Annotated in this window: 14 protein-coding genes; 10 read left to right on the top strand and 4 right to left on the bottom strand. The window is 47.2% G+C overall.

Annotation, left to right across the window (positions count from 1 at the left end; all coding sequences use genetic code 11):
* Window positions 1-261: 261 nt before the first annotated feature.
* Together AAGR14_RS13440 and AAGR14_RS13435 are read right to left on the bottom strand one after the other, a co-directional pair.
* Window positions 262-1,416 (bottom strand): Gfo/Idh/MocA family oxidoreductase, encoded by a 1,155-nt coding sequence (locus tag AAGR14_RS13440; RefSeq protein ID WP_342644735.1) that lies wholly within the window; start codon window positions 1,414-1,416, stop codon window positions 262-264.
* Between the two features lie 189 nt (window positions 1,417-1,605).
* Entirely contained in the window at window positions 1,606-3,009 is a 1,404-nt protein-coding gene (locus AAGR14_RS13435) for a TlpA disulfide reductase family protein (RefSeq protein WP_342644734.1), read from the bottom strand.
* A gap of 854 nt (window positions 3,010-3,863) precedes the next feature.
* On the opposite strand from AAGR14_RS13435, the gene AAGR14_RS13430 reads away from it, so the two are divergent.
* The 4 genes from AAGR14_RS13430 (at window position 3,864) to AAGR14_RS13415 (ending at window position 7,797) form a co-directional block, all read left to right on the top strand.
* Window positions 3,864-5,210, top strand: coding sequence for a putative sensor domain DACNV-containing protein (locus AAGR14_RS13430; protein WP_342644733.1), 1,347 nt, complete (start codon window positions 3,864-3,866; stop codon window positions 5,208-5,210).
* A 244-nt stretch (window positions 5,211-5,454) separates the two neighbouring features.
* Complete coding sequence (locus AAGR14_RS13425) at window positions 5,455-5,778, top strand: hypothetical protein (RefSeq protein ID WP_342644732.1); 324 nt, start codon at window positions 5,455-5,457, stop codon at window positions 5,776-5,778.
* 31 nt (window positions 5,779-5,809) lie between these two features.
* Window positions 5,810-6,319, top strand: coding sequence for a hypothetical protein (locus AAGR14_RS13420; RefSeq protein WP_342644731.1), 510 nt, complete (start codon window positions 5,810-5,812; stop codon window positions 6,317-6,319).
* A 710-nt stretch (window positions 6,320-7,029) separates the two neighbouring features.
* Window positions 7,030-7,797: a hypothetical protein gene (locus AAGR14_RS13415; protein ID WP_342644730.1), complete on the top strand. Its 768-nt coding sequence runs from the start codon at window positions 7,030-7,032 to the stop codon at window positions 7,795-7,797.
* Between the two features lie 304 nt (window positions 7,798-8,101).
* On the opposite strand, the gene AAGR14_RS13410 is transcribed toward AAGR14_RS13415, so the two are convergent.
* Window positions 8,102-8,659, bottom strand: a complete 558-nt coding sequence (locus AAGR14_RS13410; protein ID WP_342644729.1) for a PPC domain-containing DNA-binding protein — start codon at window positions 8,657-8,659, stop codon at window positions 8,102-8,104.
* Window positions 8,660-9,399: 740 nt separating this feature from the next.
* Window positions 9,400-10,140: a hypothetical protein gene (locus AAGR14_RS13405; protein WP_342644728.1), complete on the bottom strand. Its 741-nt coding sequence runs from the start codon at window positions 10,138-10,140 to the stop codon at window positions 9,400-9,402.
* A 469-nt stretch (window positions 10,141-10,609) separates the two neighbouring features.
* On the opposite strand from AAGR14_RS13405, the gene AAGR14_RS13400 reads away from it, so the two are divergent.
* From AAGR14_RS13400 to AAGR14_RS13375, 6 genes are all read left to right on the top strand, one after another.
* On the top strand, window positions 10,610-10,885 hold the full coding sequence (locus AAGR14_RS13400) for a hypothetical protein (RefSeq protein WP_342644727.1): 276 nt from the start codon (window positions 10,610-10,612) through the stop codon (window positions 10,883-10,885).
* 481 nt (window positions 10,886-11,366) lie between these two features.
* Window positions 11,367-11,585, top strand: coding sequence for a hypothetical protein (locus tag AAGR14_RS13395; protein ID WP_342644726.1), 219 nt, complete (start codon window positions 11,367-11,369; stop codon window positions 11,583-11,585).
* A 4-nt stretch (window positions 11,586-11,589) separates the two neighbouring features.
* A complete protein-coding gene (locus tag AAGR14_RS13390) occupies window positions 11,590-11,817 on the top strand; it encodes a hypothetical protein (protein WP_342644725.1) in 228 nt (75 codons plus the stop codon).
* Window positions 11,818-13,494: 1,677 nt separating this feature from the next.
* A complete protein-coding gene (locus AAGR14_RS13385) occupies window positions 13,495-14,796 on the top strand; it encodes a hypothetical protein (RefSeq protein WP_342644724.1) in 1,302 nt (433 codons plus the stop codon).
* Window positions 14,793-16,523, top strand: coding sequence for a bifunctional DNA primase/helicase (locus AAGR14_RS13380; RefSeq protein WP_342644723.1), 1,731 nt, complete (start codon window positions 14,793-14,795; stop codon window positions 16,521-16,523). The genes AAGR14_RS13385 and AAGR14_RS13380 overlap by 4 nt, the downstream gene beginning before the upstream one ends.
* Before the next feature lie 77 nt (window positions 16,524-16,600).
* The gene (locus tag AAGR14_RS13375; RefSeq protein WP_342644722.1) at window positions 16,601-17,524 is read left to right on the top strand and encodes an ATP-binding protein; all 924 of its coding nucleotides are present in this window, start codon (window positions 16,601-16,603) and stop codon (window positions 17,522-17,524) included.
* Window positions 17,525-17,885: the final 361 nt, after the last annotated feature.

Raw genomic sequence — 17,885 nt, 5'->3', positions numbered from 1 at the left:
TTTCAGAAAAAAGGGATGTTCTTCTCCAGCAAGCCTCCTGGCTTATGGTTTATATGCGGGTTAACTACAAGCTTACCTGTCGGCGGGCCACAAACCGGCGACTTGCGGCCGCGAAGAGACTTCAAGTGTTTTATAACATCACCTATCGTATTTAAAGTCCTCCCCCTCCGGGGAGGGTTTAGGTGAGGCTGCTTCCCCTATAGCAAGGCCTTTTAACAGGCTGCTCCCCCTTCAGGGGGCTTGGGGGGGCTTCGCTTGTGGCTACACCATCACTTTCTTCTGCGTTTGGGCCGATTGATAAATGGCTTCAATAATTTTAACATCCTTCAGGCCTTCGGCGCCGGTGATATGGCTGGGCAGGGGCTGGTTTTGCAAAATAAGTTTGCCAATTTCGTCGAGTTGTTTGGCTTGCTGGTTAATCACCGGGAAATCAATGACGCCTTTACTGGTTTTGCCTTTAAAAGGCCCGTAGCTCAGTGCAGGCGACAACTCAAAATATCCCTCATCTGCCGATGCAAAAAGCCGGTCGATGTTGTAACCGCATGACGTGGTGCAGTTGGCTACCGCGCCGCCCGGAAAATTCATTTGCCAGGTAATGCTTTCTTCCACCTCCTTAAACCGGGCTTTATTAACCACCGGGCCGTACTGGCCGGTTACCGATACGGGCTCTTGCCCCATAATGTAACGCGCCGCCTGTATGCAGTAAATACCCAAATCCATCAGCGGACCACCGCCCGACAGTGCCTTGTTAAGTCGCCATTCGGTGGCGGTATTTATATGCGGTGGATTGGTAATTTCTTTAATATCATAAGTTTGATAGCCCAGCCCGGCATCAATCATGCGCACCTGCCCAAATACCTTTTGCTGACCCAGCCGCTTTATTTCGAGGTGGGTGGGCTCATAGTGCAAACGGTACCCAATGGCCAGTTGCACACCGGCTTTTTGGCAGGCGGCAATCATTTCGCGGCAATCCTGCACCGAGGTGGCCATGGGTTTTTCGCAGATGATGTGCTTGCCGGCACGGGCGGCTCTTACGGTATATTCTTTATGCAGGGCATTGGGCAGCACCACGTAAACCAAGTCAATATCTTTATTGGCGGCAATGGTATCAAAATTCTGGTAGTTGTAAATGTTTTTGTCGGGCAGGTTGTACTTCTGCTTCCATTCGCGCGCCTTTTCGGGATGCCCGGTAACCACCCCCGCCAAACGGCAGTATAGCGATGCCTGCAAGCCATCGGCCAGCGCACTGGCATAATTGCCCAGCCCGCACAGCGCCACGTTCAGTTTACGGTCGGCCGGTAGGGGTGCCTCGGGCGTTGCTGCCAGCAAAGGATAGGGCAGGGCCGAAGCCAAAACTGCGGTTCCGGCACCGAGGCCCAGTTTCTCTAAAAATATTCTGCGGGATAGGTCTTGCATGGGGTGGCAAGGTAATAAAAAAAGACCTCCAGACCCCCTGAAGGGGGAGTTTTTGATTAGCGTGATTGGAAACTAGCCGCTACCGCAAGCCTCCTGGCTTGTGGTTTGCCAAGCGGTTACAGCGCCGTATGAGCCAATCCGCCGCGCCATAAGCCGGGGTGCTTGCAGTACAGGCAAATATCTCTGTACTCACCAACTCATTAACTGCCGTACATCCTCATCGGTTAACTGGCTTGCCCTTTTGAGGTAATTATTGGTAACGGTTAGGTTTTTGCCGATGGCGACGCTTTTGGGCAGGGCTGAGAGATCGTACTGCTGTTTAAGCTTGGCAGAGGTGGCAGCATCGGCGTAAAGGTTTATCATTTTTAAGCCGTGGGCGGCCGAGAGGTGTTGCCAGCCGGGCAGGGTGGCATCTACACAAACATTAATAACCACTAAACCACCGGGCCTGCTGTATTTTTCGGCCAGGCGGTTTTCGGCCGGAAACTCCTCTACACAGGGTGCACACCAGGGCGCCCAAAAATTAAGGATAACAGGGCGGCCGGCAAAATCCTGCAACGAAACACTGTCGCCTGTGCTGCTTAACAGCTTGAACTTGGGTGCCGGTTTGCCAACTTTCGGAAACCCAAGCCGGGCCGTAGCTACCGAGTCGGTAATGAGCCGGTTAACCGGGTTAACAAAACGGGTGGTGGTCAGGTAGCCTCGGTATTGGCCTGCCGAATGCCGGTACACATCGTACAGCAGGCGCATCTTCAGCACATCGCCAAGCTCTTGGTTGGGGTAGGCGCTCTCGGCTTCGCGCAGCATGTTTGCTGTGAGCTGTGTTTCGTCGGGATTTTTGAGCAAGGCCTGCCTGCGCAGGTAAAAAACGGCATACCATAAATATTCGGTACTCAACATCACGTTCTTGCCCGCTAAAGATGTCGTTTTTTCGAAATCATAATACGCCTGATTAACCGCTACCGGCTGCGCGGCCTTTGCCGACCTATCAAACAATACATGGTATTTTAAAAAGGCATTATTGTAGTTAAGCCGCTGCTGTTCCTGCTGTTTAAAGTGCTGTGATAATGCGCCTTGGTAGGCTAACAGAAAGTTAAGGTTGATGTGGGTAATGGAATCGGCCAGGTGCGGAAAGTTATTAAAATTGCGCAAGTTAGTACCGGCCTGGTAATACCACTGGTTGCTGCGTTCGGCTTTATGGTAAGCTTGGTAGTAGGCGTTTTCGTCTTTTAAATCTCCGGTAAAAATAACCGAACCGGTTTTAGTGTTTTCGATACTGCACTCCACCGTTTTACCCGGCGCATTATAAATACTAAACGGAAAGGCATCCAGCCGGATAAAGTCGGGGTAGTAAAAGGTTAAGTTAAAAGCCTTACGCTCGCCAGGCGCTACCACCACGGCCACACTTTGCTCGCCCACCGGCAGGTAGTGGGAGATGGTGGCATTAAGTTTAAGGGTGTCGGCCGTGTGGTTGATGATGATGGTCGTCACCGTTTGGCCACGTAAATTTACCATCGTGGTATCCAGTCCGTCAGCGTTAGTTTTGGGCCGCAGCCTGGGTGTTTGTGCTGACGCAATGTGTATTTGAAGCATGATGAATAAGATAAGGAGCAATCGGTTCATTATCAAAACTAAATATTTAGTTATTGAGATGCAAGGTGATGGGGGAAGTTTTTTATAGCTGATGTTTAAGGCGTATCTGCTAACGCCGGTTTTAAAACTACGGTTATGCTGAGTAACTCGCTGTTCTATAATTTTGGACTGTGAAACAGTGGTTGTTTACGTACTTCGTCTCCTCATTGCCGGAGCGGCTACTTCTTTTGTCTTGAAACAAAAGAAGCAAAAACTAAGCGTAGCGACCTCATGAACACCTATAAAGGCAAACAATAAGTGAATAATTCAAGTCACCTCCCGCTTGCTTCTTTGCGCACAGGGCCTTTACCCTGCAAAGCCGGGCTGCACCACAGGCTGTTTATATTTTGCCCTTGATTCGCTGCTTAAGGCCAGCGCTTCTGCAAAATCTAAAAGGCCTTTGCCACCGCAGAGGCCAACCTGTGCTGCCCGCCTTTCATCCGAAGCTGGCGAGGATCACATGCCCCCAAGCCCCCTTAAGGGGGAGCTTTAGAATAGCAGGGTGGTGCAGTTGCTGCCGCAAGCCTCCTGGCTTGTGGCCCGCTGACAAGAATATCCGGCGTTCTATCCGCCTCCCGCTGCCACAAGCCAGGAGGCTTGTGGCAGCGGGAATAGTCTGAACAGGAATTTTTTGGAATTTAAGAGATTTACAACATTAACTATCGCCGTTTTAACTTTAAGTCTTTCCTTTCCAGCAAATACTCAACCAACTTAGTACTTCTGCTTTCCCTTTGGGGGGCCGGGGGCTTGGGCTCGCGTCAGGATTAAACACTTTGCCTTCCTGTTTGTCATATATCGAAATTAATAAATTCCGGATGTCGAAGCTAAATTCAAACCAGCAGGACTTGGCCCTGCATGTGCTCGATAAGCTTAAGCACGTAAAGCTGCTGTTGCCTATACCGCCTTTGGCCGTGCTCGAGGGTTTGTTTGAGGTGCTGTTTTATACCAGCATGCAAACCGAAGAGAGCCACCTGGTAAAGGTAACGGTTACCCTAATCGACCCGGATAACCCCGACCCTAAACCTCCTAAACGCATCGTGGCCGAACGCTGGAGCGTAGTACCTTTTGATGCGCCACTGGAGTATAACATCCGCACGCTCACTAAGTTATCAAACGCGGCCGACCCATCTACCACCTCGCTGGCGGTGTATTACAATGCGGCGGGTAAGCTCTTTATTTGGGGGATGATTGATCAGGCCATCCATTACCAAAGCTTCCTGAATTACGAGTCGGACTCAGGCTCCGAGCAGCCTGGACTGTTCCAGGTATCCATCAGCAATGTGGGTACCCTAAATGTGCTGTTTGATTACGAATTGCTGGCTACCCTTAAGCAAAACGTGCTGGTATCGCGCTACCTGGATGTGTTTACCATTGGCCCCGTATCTAAAATACTAAAAGATAATGCCGTTGGGTTGAAAGAAGAGCTGAACGATTTTTTAAAAGAAAACTACCCCGGCGAGCCCCCGGAAGAGTGGGAAACGTTTATTGACGAACTGTGGATACAAACCATTTCGCGCCTGCTGCTGCGCATCCAGAACTACCGGCACGGCGGCGCTATGCTGATAACCGATAGCCATCCTGATGCTGACATCAAGTACAGCATCAGGTACAACCGCCTCAAAATGGCCATGGCCCGTTATGCCAAAGAGATGATTCGCAATTACATGGTCGAGTCGATGATTGATGATGAGCTGGACCGCGGCAAGCGCGTTATTTTAAAGGATTGGTACCAGGAAGAGGGCCGCTCGCTGGTGGCAAAAGAAGAAATTGGCGACGAAATTAAAGGTGCCATCTCGTTTCTGGCCTCGCAAACCTGCGTCGATGGCGTACTGCTGTTTGACCGCGACATGACCTCCAGGGGCTTTGGCGTAGTACTCAAGAGCCGCAAAATGCCCCGCAAAATATACGTGGCCCACACTTCAACCGCCGCACCCAAATCGCTCAAAGCGGCCGACCCTATGCACTTTGGCACCCGCCACCGCTCCATGATTGCCTACTGCTGGAACCACCCCGAAGCCCTGGGCCTGGTGGTATCGCAAGACGGCGACATCCGCGCCTTTCACCGCGTGGAAGAAAAACTCATCATGTGGGAAAACATCAAAACCCAGCAATTCCTCAAAAGCCGCAAAATCAAACGGACAGGAGGAGGGGGAAGCCAATGAGTGAGTGAGTGACGCCCAATGTGTGAATTTTGAATGAGTGAATGATAGACTAAGTGAAGGAGCAAATAAAACTCTATCCTGTCATTTCGAATGCTAATAAGAAATCTTGCTACTCGCGATGAGTGAATTGGCTGGTTAAACTTCTTCTCTCGGTTTTTGGCTCCCAGTTGCTGTTTTACCTCTGCATACCAGGTTACCTTTGCCGATGTTCGGGATTAACACTAAACCATCAACCAACTCCCCGATGCTTAAACTATTTAAATCTCACCCGGCATTTGCTATTTTGCTGGTGTTGTTCGTTTTTGGCTGGCTGATGTACGGGTACAGTTTATGGCAGTTTTATCATCACAACCAACAGGATGCTGCATTTTACGGACTGGGTTATCAGGACGGACTGGGTAATTTGATGGTTTTACTTTCGATATTTAGCCTGATTATTACGGTGATCGCCCTACTTGCAGCTGCGGTAAACAGGATACAAGCGCGGTTTTACCTGCTGATGGGCGCCTGTTTTGTATCTCCGGTTTTAATTTTGGTTATGATTGCCTTTTACAGTGCTAATATTTAATTTAGGCTTCAGGCAGGTAACAAGGGAATTTATGACCGAACCTAATAATAATATGGTGTTTGTTGCCAATGCCAACGCTCTTGCTTTTTACAATAATTGGAAAACAGATACCATGCGAGGCATTTACCTTTTCGCACCCTTATCCGTAATGATATGCGTGTTATGGTTTACGCTGATTGTTGGCATCACCATTAAATTACTTTTTATTTTACTATTGCCTTTAATATTGATAGTTAAGGCTTTCGTGTACACGCCATTAATTGTAAGAGGACGTTACATGAATGGTTTATTGAGTAATTTGATAATTGATAATCAGATAATTAAAATAAAAACATTTAGCTGGTTTAGGTATAAATCCATTGATGTTTCAATGCATTCAAGTTTAGTCATCCTCACACCACTAAAAGGGGATTCATTTTTTAAAGGAAATAATGTTTGGATGTTAGAAGCTGATAATGCTGGCATAAAAAAGCTATATGTGATTGAAGAGTTTTTCGAAACACCCATCATGAGCTCTTTGAAAAAAGCAATTCATAACTAACATGGACAGTATTAATTTGCTATGGTTAACAGCCTTAAGCTATACCCACCGGCGCAAGTTTGCTGGGCCGGACAGCACAATGTTTACCAATGCCTGCATCGCCGAACACGAGTGATAGTAACTCGGTTCAAGCGCTCTAAATCCGCGCCGGTACCGAAGATAGCTAATAAGCCAACGTGTGACTGATAGACTGAGTGAATAGTCAGGTCGAACTTTTAATCTTGGTTCCTGGCTCTTGTCTCTTAGTTCTTGTCTCTCTCCAACTATCATCTTAAGCGACAGCGATAGATCCTGATACTCGCGACTACCGAATGTGATGCAACGCGCCAGTATTCTGTAATCCCGGTTCTATACTCCTCCATACGCCTGGCCGCCAACTTACTGTTGCGAGTAAGCATGCGCCGGAAAAAACAAAGTAGTAGAGTAGGGGAGTTGTGAAGCAGTAGTAAAGAGGTATAGCGACTATCTTACCAGCCCTGCAAGTTCTTTGTGCTGTAAGGGCGGGTGTTCATTCAAAAACAGGCAGGTACTGAATATCTCTACAATAACTTTGATGGAAATTATAAGGCGCTTATAACATGTGATTTATGATGATTTAATGAATAATAATGTTAGATAAAACAGGGTGAAAGGCAGACCTTTATAAGTTCTTCCTGATTTCGACCTAAAATCTCATCTTTAAAGCAAAGTAAAACCTCTACATCAAACCCATGGGCAGATCAACATTTACCTTTACGCTCAATCACCAAAAACTATCAACCACCCTGGCTGATAAATTGGAGGCAGAGTTGCATGGCCGGTTGCCGTTTGATAAATATGTTGAAGATGCCGTGTTTAAGTTACCCCGCTTTGATTGGCAAACCTACAACCGGACAGGCCCGGTAACCGCAAGGGAAATTATTAATGTTTTGCGGACCGAACCCAAACGAGCCGATATTTTATGCATAAATATACCATTCGATTGGTTATTGGATTTATATGATTGCGATACGGACGGCTACGAACAAACCTGGTCAGATTATGGTTATGATGTGCTTTATGAGCTTAACCAAAGAGATAAATGCTGGGTGTATGGCAATCAATTAGGAAATCATACATGGTTTAACGGTATGGAAGACGACTATGTGAAGTCTTGTCTTTATCATAATGATTCAGGTAGTATATACCTCTATGAGAACCATTTTTTTAAAGAAGCCCTCAGTTACCTGCTGATCCTATTACGCAAGCTTTGGCAAGATGGCGACGACAAAAATGACATGAGCTATTATTCCTCTGATAGATTAGCTTTAGCTACCGACCATGTTAAAAATGATCACCTTGAACAGCAGGCTGACGAAGAGTTTCTGAGTTTGCAAGCCAAAAGCCCGGGAAAAGATTCTTACGAGTATATTGTAGCGCCGTTTTTATTTATTGATCTTAAAGAAGTGCAGCAAAAAGTGCAGAATTATAAAGGAAGTATATTTATTTGGGATTGTTAAGAAGTGGGTTGGGAGAGCCAGGAGCTAAGAGACAAGAACGAAGAGCCAAGAATCAAGAGTAAAGAGCCAAGAATAAAGACAAATCGCGTGTTTACTTGTCGCGTGTATCAAGATATTTCGCTGCCGCTCAAGATGACAGGAGGAGGGGGGAGAGCCAAGAGTGTAGAATCAAGAGTATGGAGTCAAGAATACAGACCCTATTGACTCCCCATCCGCACACCTGCACATCCAAAATTCACTTATTCACAACTCACTCAATCACTCATTGGCTTTCGCCCCTCTAATAAACTCAATAACCTAATAACTACTTCTCTGCATCAATAATTGTCGCTCCGGCTTCGGTATATAGCTTTTTGTACATCGTGGTGGGTTGTACGGTTACCACCACCTCCAAGGTAGGGAAAATGTGAGCTTCGAGCAGGTGGCCGCCGTGCACGAGGCCGTCGCTGGTGGCCAGGTTAATGTGGCCGTGCACTACCGGTTTGCCGTTGTACATCGCGATGTCGCCAATGAGCGAAGTAATTTCGGCAGGCTCGGTAATGGGAGTTACTTTAAACATTTTGCGGCTTTGCTCGTACCAGCCCACGCGCGCATCGGTGGCATCGCCAATGGCGGTAAAGCTGGCGCTGGTTACTTTGTATTTTTGTGCAAACTCGGTTAAGCCCGACATTACCTCGTCGCCTTTAGCAAATATCAAGATGTAAGTTTTGATGTTCTGCGACTCGCTCAGCAACTTGACCTTAACCCCCGGCGAGTTACCCGTTTTAGCCGGATTAGTAGGCGATACATATTCTTGCGCCCGGGCAGTGTTCAAGGTAAAGGCACCTAAAAATGCCGCGGCGGTAAATAACTTTCTAATCATGGTGGTATTTGTTTGGTAGAGTAACCTGCGGAAACAAAAATGGTTTACCCCCAGCCACCTAAAGGGGGAGCTTTTGATTAGCTGGACGGATTATCATATTACACAGACCTAAATGCAAAAAACATCAATCAAAAACTTAACTTTTTTACAACATATCATTCCATCATGCGCTTCAAAAGCTCCCCCTTCAGGGGCTGGGGGGCTTTGGGGGGGCTTGGCTTCCTTCTCGTCATCCTCCCCAGCTTAGGCCGAAAGGCGGGCAGCACGAGCGGGCCTGTGCGGTTGCAAAGGCCTTTTAGATTTTGCAGAAGCATGGGCCCAAGCGGGCAACGGGGCAAAATATAAACAGCCTGTGGTGCTGCCGGGCTTTGCAGGGCAATGGCCCTGTGCGGCAAAGAAGCAAGCGGGAGGTGACTTGATTTTTTGGTTACTTTTGTATCAAGACAAAAGTAACATGCCACTGCGGCATAGAGCAGACTACAGTAAGTTAACAACCATCAACTCAACTTCAAAACTGCAGAAACATTCGTTACTTAGCGCGTGGGATGCCGAAATAAATTCGGCATGACGGAACATTAATTATAATAAACACCATTTACACGCAAGGCCGAACAAAATTTCTCACTATCGTTCAAAATGACAGCGAGAGGAGTGAGATGAGAATTAAGAGCCAAGAACCAAGAGTATAGAGTCAAGAGTACAGATATTCATTGGTTTCACTCACTCATTTACTCATTGCATTACCTGTACTGCGTTACATTCACAATATTATAAATCTGGTCAACATCATCCAGGTGCACGGTGCGGTTGGGATACTGGGTCTTATTGGGGTTGAGCGATTCGAGCTCGACCATACCATCGTCTACACTGTGGCTGGCAATGCGCTTAATGAGGATCCCTTCTTTATGCACAATCACAAAATCTTTCCAGCGGTGGGTGTGCAGGCGGCTGCGCCACAGGTGGGGCTGCACCTCCCGGCCCGTTACAATCGAGCCGTCGTAAATACTCTCGCGCGGTAGTTCGGGGTTCTCCATACTCTCGCCGATGACCTCGAAGGCGCGGTAGTGGCCGCGGTGCTGTTTTTGCACTACAATAGTGTGCTTGGGCAAATCCTCAATGTACTCATTGTCCTTATAGCCCGACAGGTAACCCGCGTAGGCATACTCATTAACCAGAGGCACAATCATGAGGTACTGGCCGCCGCCAATATCCACAAAAGGCGTTTCATTAGGGTCGAGCGGGTAATTAACCTCGCCCATAGATTTTCCGTTACCGGCCTCGGGCGGGGTACCAAAAATTTCTTGTTCTGATGTTTTAAACACTGTTAATAAGTTATTTACTGTCTCTCGCGAAAGTGTATCCGACCTAAAATATTGGTACAAGTTCTGCCTGCTCACACCTAATTGCTTGGCAGCATCAACCACCTTGATGCTGTTTCGGTGTAAGTATTCCTTAAATTTTATACCCTGATAATCAGTCATGTGTATAATGAACAAAAAATTAATGCTAATGTTTTTAGTATTTATGTAAATATTGTATTTACATTTGTATATGATGTTTACGCAACAAAAATAGTGTAAATATTTACGTAAAGCAAGAAGTCAATGAGTGAATGGATGTAAATGAGTGAATGATTTGCAGATGACAACCAAAGAGGAGTTTTAAACGAGTGAATGAGCTTATAAAGCCAACTGCGTCATTGCGAAATACAGGGGTAGGTTCGCCGCCGGACAGGTAAATGAGGGGTTGGTAACTCGCCAATAGGCAAGCGCCGGTTAAGGTTAAACGTGATATCTAAAGGCTGGCTCAGCTTGAAGAGATGGCGCCCGTACCTCGCGATAGCGTGCGTAGGTGGAGGGTTTATTCACTCATTCGCTCATTAAAAATCCACTCATTGCTTTTCTATCAATCAATTATTGGCTTCCAAAATCAATTAAAAGAAAATTAAATATGAGTACTGCTAAAAAAATAAAACTAATGCACACGCCTGAAAAGGTGCTGCAACTGCGCGAACAGCGCTTGTTTGAATTGCCGCTTGCCATGGTGAAAGTAAAGAGCTACAACCAGCAGCTCGACGAGCTTGACCTGCAGCTGCGCGCCGCCCGCCTGGTAGCCTGTTATTGCTGCCATGACGAAGCCGACCTGCAGGCCCGCTACGACCACATCTGGAACCTGAGTCAGGACTTTAAATACGAAGTGTATACCCACGTGCGGTTCTTGAATTGAGGGTTTGGTTGAGTCGGGGAGTCCGTGAGATGAAAGCCAATGAGTGAATGAGTGAGTTGTGAATGAGTGAATTTTTAATTCTTGGCTCTTGTTATTAGGTGCTTGGTTCTTTTTGTCCACTCTGTCATCTTGAGTGATTGTAAGAAATCTTGATAATCGCGAAAAGTGGATGGATAGGCTACGCTCACCTATGTGATTGAATCTCCGTCTTCACGCGTAAAAAGGCCTGTATATCATTCATGATGTTTTACAATTTCTAAACTAAAAACCTGTAAGTCGGCCCGTCGCCAGTATCAAGATTTCTCACTATCAATCGAAATGACAGCGGTGGGAGAGAGTCAAGAGCCAGGAGTCAAGAAACAAGAAGCAAGAGCCAAGAACCGGTCAGCAACTGAACCCAAAGCCATCATCCATGAACCCTGAACTATCAACCATCACCTATGAACCAACCAACTAATCAACCAATGAACCAATCCAACCAATGAACCAATCAACCGCATTAGATACCTTCCGGCTGCATTATCCTTTAATCAGGGTGCGGCAGTATCCCGATATGCTGGTGTACAAGGTGCCGCCCACCCAGCTGCGCGACAGCATGAGTGCGGCCCGTGCTCTGGTGCGCAGTTTTGAGCTGCCACTGCAGGTTGAGCGCCCCGAGCAGGGCAATACCTTTTGGGTAAAGGAGGTGCCGAATGCCTGAGCTAATGGTGAAATACGCCAACGGCCAGGTGCGTGCCCGCCGTGTGCAAAGCACTGCTTACCCTACGGCTGGTCAGCTGGGCTGCGTTACCTGTTACGAGATGTGGCGCATGCACGTCATCTACCATACTGATCGCCTTTACGGCACCAACCGCCGCTGGCAGGAGTTTATGGTGATGGAAGAGTTGTTGGATGAGGTAAGGGAGATGTTAGATGAGGAAGCCAATGAGTGAGTGAGTGAGTGAGTGAGTGAGTGAGTGAGTGAGTGAGTGAGTGAGTGAGTGAGTGAACTCTACCTTGTTATTTCGAACGATAGTGAGGGATCTTGATGGTTGCGGTTGATGGTGCTTAGTGTAGCGAGTGATATGAGTTTTTAACGTCTGTTAGTGATGGTTCACTTACTTCGTCTGCTCTTGGCCGCAGAGGCCAGTTACTTTTGTCATAGCCACAAAAGTAACCAAAAAGGCCTAGCTGTTGCGATCACCTCACACCCGCACAAGGCCCTCGCCGGCCCGGGCGCAACAGCAGGCCTTTGCACTTTTTTTGCCGCTGCCGCAAGTCTCCGGCTTGTGGAATATGGAGGATGGATCTGCAAAATCTAAAAGGCCTTTGTCAACGCGCTTGGCCGTATTGTGCTGCCCGCCTTTCGGCCGAAGCTGGGGAGATAGACGAGAAGCCCGGGCCCCCGGCATCCTAAAGGTGGGAGCTTTTAAATGACGTGGAGGTCGTCAACTTGGTACATTTAGATTCAAACAACAGCAAGGCGACAGGCAATTTAGCTCATTCATTAATTCAGCAAATTCAGATTCTAACAACAGCAAAGCGACAGGCAATTCTATAAATTCTTCAAATCCTGAAAATTCCGGTTCAGACAAAAGTCCTCCCTGTTGGGGCAGGTTTGAGTAGTGCCATTGGGTGCTGGAAGTGCAGCACATTGTTACCTTGGGAGGGCAGGGAGGGGTTTAACGAATTGACCTTATTGGGCGCGGGCTTTTAGCCCGCCTTGCTGACTATCGCCAATAACAAAAAAGCAAGAGTACTGACAAAACACTGTCACCAAAACTGATGGCAATATTTAGTAAATTGATGAAAGCCCCCGGCCCCCTGAAGGGGGAGTTGCCGCGCCTAAATTTTGCCTGGGCAGTATAGCTTTTAGTTGCATATTGTTCAGGCTGAGTCGTCATTCAATAACTCCCCTTTAGGGGGTTGGGGTTTGAAATTCTGATTCTGACAAATGAATCAGTCAAGCGTGTAGTAGTTTACAGGGAGGATATCGGCAGTGCTATGTAGCCCTTAAATCACAATCTTCATCACGAAGCACCATACTAAATTATACAATATTAACCCAGTCAATTTTAAATCAGTAAGTGTTTAGTTGTGTAATGTTATTCGGCTTAAATACAGATGTTTATATTGTTTACATGAATAGAAAATAGAGGCTTAAAATATGCTTATAGCTATGTGGTTTAAGATAATATCATCGTTAGTATTCTGGCTGCTGCCTGTGATTAGTAGAAGGCACCAGTACCTTACTACGATGAGTAAAATTAAACTATTTTCATAGTTTGGAATTTTGGAGCAGAAAGCAGCAGTAGCCTTTTAGCCGGGCGGGAGGCGTTAAATTAACAATGATGAGATAGACAAAAAGTGAAAAATAAGGGGTTGTTGAGGGGCGATTTTAATGCGTTCAGCCGCCCAAATCTACGCATCGCTCTGAGCAAGATTTCTCGTTATCACTCGAAATGACAGTGGGTGCTTATGCTAATTTACTTAGTAAAAAAAACAGTCTAATCCTATTGATGAAATTACTTCCAAAATCAGCGAAATCACTCCCCAAAATCAACAACACCACGCTCCAAAAACCTAATAGCTTATTAACCTAATAACCCAATAACTCAACATCCGATACCATGAACGGTTACCAATTAACTAAACAATATTTCGCTTTTGCGGCGGCAAATCCGGGGGCAACCACGCCGGGGATGTGCGCCCTTTTTATGTGGCTCGTGGAGGTGAACAACCGCAGCCGGTTTACCCAAAACTTTTTCTTTAACGCCGAAGATGCCGGCTACGCCTGCGGTATGCAAAGCCGCAAAACAGTGTGGAAATACCTGGTGCAACTGGAGGCGGCCCAGCTGGTACGGGTGGTCTACAAATCCAACAACCAGGAGCGTCCGTCGGTGTTGTCGCTTTGTTTAGAAAGTTCTTTAGAAAGTAGCGGTGGCAGTGGCGGTAGCAGTTGCTGGTATGGGGGTGAGAGTTTTGAAGAGGGTGGCAGTTCTTTGGGTGATAGTGGCAGTTCTTGGAATCAGTCGGAAGCTTTGGGAGATGATGGTGTTGAGGCGCGGGATGAGAGCAGTTTTTTTGGTGGCGTGCAGTCGGGAGATGGTGTCTGTTGCGGGCAAAATCAGGCGGAAAAATTGCGCCGTTGGCAGTCATTAAATCCGGCTGCGAATGGCGGGGTTGAGGTAATCGGTGGTAAGCTGGCTGGCGGTTGTGATGCCTTGATAGAAGATAGGCTTAGTGTATCGGAAGGTGTTGATTATGCAAGGCAGTCCAACCCAAAACAGCCCCATCTAAATCCTCCCCGGGAGGGAGGACTTTTGATTGGCAGAACGGAAACTCGAATTGCTGAACCTGCATCTGGGAATATTAATGTTGATGCGCTTGCTAAAGGTGTTGTCGAAAATGGCGCTGTTGCTAAGGTGACCATAGATGTAAAAAGGCCGGCATCGGTCAACCCCAAATCAACCCTAAAACAGACAGATTTTGGTCCTGCTACTGCTATTCTAAATCCTGCTACTCCAAAACCTGCCACCCCTAAAAAAGCTGCAATAAAAACTGCTACCGCCACTGCTACTAACAAGAAGGCAAGAAACGCCCCGCCGCCTAAACAGCGCGGAAACACCGCTTCCCCGGCGCTTGCCCACTCTTATAAAGGGTTAAACTATCCAAACCAAAAAAACGGTGTAAACGGGGCGCGTATGGGTTTGGGAGTGATGGATGAGCCGGAATTGAGCGAGGTGAGCAGCTTTTTTACCGAGCATGGCTATACCGCCAGCGCTGCCGAAAAAGCCTGGGCGCATTACCGGCAGGCCAACTGGCACGATGTGCAGGGCCGCCCGGTGCTCAACTGGCAGCAAAAGTGCCGCACCATCTGGTTTACGCCCGAAAACCGCATACCCACCACCCAAACCCGTTTTGTACAATGAGTCAGAAAGAAAAATTGCAGGCCCTGGGCATCGACCTTAAGCGCATTACCACCACCGGCAAAACGCTTTGCCCCAAGTGCTCGCACCAGCGTCGCCACAAAAACGACCCCTGCCTGAGCGTGAACATCCCCGACGGTACCTACCACTGCCACCATTGCGGCTGGAAGGGCCGTGCGCTGGATATGGCGGCCTTTGAGCGTAAAACCTACGTTCGGCCCACGTTTGTGAATCGTACGCCGCTCAGCAAGCCCTGGGTAGATTGGTTTGCCGCGCGGGGCATCCGCCAGCAAACGCTGATTGATCTAGGTGTTACCGAGGGCCCCGAGTGGATGCCGGGCGCGGGCGGCACCGTGAGCACCGTGCAGTTTAACTACCTGAGGGGTGGCGAGCTCATCAACATTAAATACCGCGACGCCCTAAAGCATTTTAAGCTGAGCAAGGATGCCGAACTGATTTTTTACAACCTCGATAGCCTGGCGGGGCAGACCGAGTGCATTATTTGCGAGGGCGAACCCGACGCGCTCAGCTGGCACCAGTCCGGCTACCCGGCGGTGGTGAGCGTGCCTAACGGCGCAAGTGCCAATGCCCGGATGGAGTACCTGGATGCCTGTTTCGGCCATTTTGAGGGTATGACTACCATTTATTTGAGTTGTGATGACGATGCCCCCGGCCATGCCCTGCGCGACGAGCTGGCCCGCCGCCTGGGTGTGGAGCGCTGCCTGAAGGTTGATTTTGAGGGCCTCAAGGATGCCAACGAGTACCTAATGGCCTACGGCGAGGAGCGGCTGCGCGGCAGGCTGGCGGCGGCCCGGGCGTTCCCCATTGCGGGGGTGTATACGGTGGATGAGCTTTGGCCCGGCGTGATGGACATTTACCACAACGGCCTGCCCCAGGGCGCTGCCACCGGCGATGACCGCTTTGACCAGCACCTGCGCTTTATGCCTGGCGAACTTACCACCGTAACCGGCGTGCCCTCGCACGGCAAGTCCGTTTTTCTGGAACAATTGAGTTTGCAGCTCTGCCTCAACGCCGGCTGGAAGTTTGCCATCTTTGCGCCCGAAACCTACCCGCGCGAAATGTTTTTGATGCGCCTCATTAAAAAAGTAATCGGCAAACCCGCCACCAAGGCCAACATTACCGAGGCCGACATGGAAAAAATGCGCGACTGGCTGCAAAGCCGTTTCCACATTATTTACCCCGAAGAGGAGGGCTTTAGTCTGGACATACTGCTGGAAAAAGCCCGCCGGCTGGTGCTGCGCTACGGCATCAACGGACTGATTTTAGACCCCTGGAACCGCATCGAAAACACCATGCCCGCCGGTTACAACGAAAGCAAGTTTACGGCCGAGCAGCTCATTAAAATTGTAAAATTTAACCAGCACAACGGCGTACACACCTTTTTGGTAGCCCACCCCACCAAAATGCCCAAGCAGGCCGACGGCAACTTCGAGGTGCCCAACCTGTACAGCATCAGCGGGTCGGCCCACTTTTTTAACATCACCCAAAACGGCTTTACCGTATACCGCAACCGCGTTAACGGCCACGACGTCACCGAAATACACATCCAGAAAGTAAAGTGGGAACACTTGGGCCGCAAAGGCCTCCTCGAATACCGCTACTGCCCCGAAAATACGCGGTTGTTAGCACCCGGCGAATGTTTGCCCTCAGACACCGCCAGCTGGATTCCGGGCGTGGCGGATGAGCGGGATCGGTTTTGGGTAGGGTGAGGGGGGATCTGTCAACGGAAGTTTTCGATTGCCTAATTAATTAACTTAATTTTGGCTTCGTAATTTTCAAAAATTTAATGGCTGAGCATACTATTGATATAAATTTAGACAAATGTAGAAGACACGAAGAAGTCGTAAGTCAGTTGTCCCCACTGTTTTCTGTTCTGGCAGGTGATTCAGTGAAGATTAAATTAACCGTAACAAAATTTACTTATCCAGATTTTCTTGTTTTGGTAACAGCGGCTTTAAGAAAGTTAGATGAAATAAATGTAACACCTGATGGCGAAATTGAAATAGATGATAAGACATCTGGATACATAAGTAGAATGAATTTTTTTCAAAATTTGAATGTTAAATTTGAGGAGCAATTTCAAAGGCAGGATAACAATGGTAGATTTATTGAGATAACGAATTTTGATGGAGAAAGCGATTATCTTATGGTTGACAAAGTTGTTCAAATGTTACAGCGTTATACTTCCATTGATCAATCTGTAATGTACCTTATATCTTTTTGTTTGGGAGAGGTAGTTGGAAATATTTTTTTTCATGCTGAGAGTAAAAATGGTGGTTGGATTACTGCTCAATATTATGCTAAGCATAATAAAATAAGAATAGTTGTTTGTGATACTGGTTGTGGGGTGCATCATTCATTAAAGACAAATCAAAAATATGCCGCATGGACGGAAGCGGAAGCTCTAGAAAAATGTATTGAAAACAAAGTGACTAACGGAAAAGGTATGGGGTTTGGCCTATATGCTACCGCCAATTTTGCTAAGCTCAACAAAGGAGAGTTGTTAATTTATTCAGGTGATAATTGTTTGACTTCTAATCGACATGGTATAAAGGTGTCAAGCGGAAACAAATGGCAAGGTACATTTGTATATTTAGAAATAAATACCGATATTAGTGTACAGCCAGAACTTGTAACTGACGGTTACACTGATTTCATAGACTCTTTTAAAGAGCGATACGAAGAAGGCGGTATAAACGGTTTATGGTAAACACATTATGAAAACGATCCATTTTAAAACCTTAAGTTCTAACTTGAGCACTAGAAACCTTGGAACAAAAATTCGTAGTGAAATTGTTTCCAATATCGAGTCTGGAAATTTCTTAATTTTTGATTTTGCTGGTATAAACGTTATTTCTAATTCTTTCGCTGACGAATGTTTTGGTAAGCTTCTTCTGAATTTTGATTTAGATAAGATTAAGAGTCTAAGTACTTTTAAGAATATTGACGATAATAGTAAACGGATAATTTCTTTTGCTTTTAAACAGAGGTTAGTTCAAATCACACATTAAAATTTCTGAAACGCTTGACAGTTTATCATTAGCTTATTCGAGTTTTTAGAAGCAGTTTGA

Source organism: Mucilaginibacter sp. CSA2-8R (assembly GCF_038806765.1).
Taxonomy (GTDB): domain Bacteria; phylum Bacteroidota; class Bacteroidia; order Sphingobacteriales; family Sphingobacteriaceae; genus Mucilaginibacter.
Note: the sequence above shows the minus strand (reverse complement) of the source record. Positions and strands in the feature narration are given on the sequence as shown.